Annotated in this window: 1 protein-coding gene; it reads left to right on the forward strand. The window is 50.8% G+C overall.

Annotated features, from left to right (window positions below):
• Positions 1-16: 16 nt before the first annotated feature.
• A partial coding sequence (locus tag HMPREF1627_RS00075) for an AAA family ATPase (RefSeq protein WP_158705773.1) occupies positions 17-725 on the forward strand: 709 nt, incomplete at its 3' end.

Consider the following 725-nt stretch of genomic DNA (forward strand, 5'->3'; position numbering starts at 1 on the left):
CCCTACAGAATTTTCAATGATCGCAACACGCGAACGCAAACACGGCGAACGTCTAGCCCACACAAAACAAGGTCGAGTTCTACCTGTCTCTGCCATTTATGGCGCCAATGCTGCAGGAAAATCTACACTCATTGAAGCACTCGCCACACTACGCGAAATTATCATCGGAGCTCGCCGACCTGGCGCTCTCCTACCCGTTTTCCCGCACCTACCCTACGGCAATCGAAAACCATCGAAATTCACACTTGAATTCATTGTCAAAGAAACCACGCTTATCTACGAACTCGAAGCTGATAAGCAACACGTCATCTACGAAGCCCTGCTCATTCTCAAAGGAAAACAGGAAGAGTACATTTTCGAACGCGACGACAATGGAGTTTCCCTTTACGGCGCCCTAAACGACAACAAGCTGGCAACGTCCTACGCGAACGTAATCGCACCAAATGAAACCTACCTTGGGGCTATCGGATCAGCGCCAGCCATAAATGAGCCACTAGCTACAGCCGCATACGACTGGTTTAACCGCCACTTAATCGTCATTTACCCCCATTCAAAATTTGTTTACCTGCCGGCACGATTTGATGCAGACGAAGTATTCGCCGCAGCAATGAATGCTGGACTCACGCGCGCCGACACGGGCATCTCAGGACTGGCTCTTGAAGAGATGAACGCAAACGCGTTGCCCTTGGAAGACAAGCAGCTCGAGCAACTCACGGCCGACCTTG

This window comes from Actinomyces sp. S6-Spd3 (assembly GCF_000758755.1).
GTDB lineage: Bacteria > Actinomycetota > Actinomycetes > Actinomycetales > Actinomycetaceae > Pauljensenia.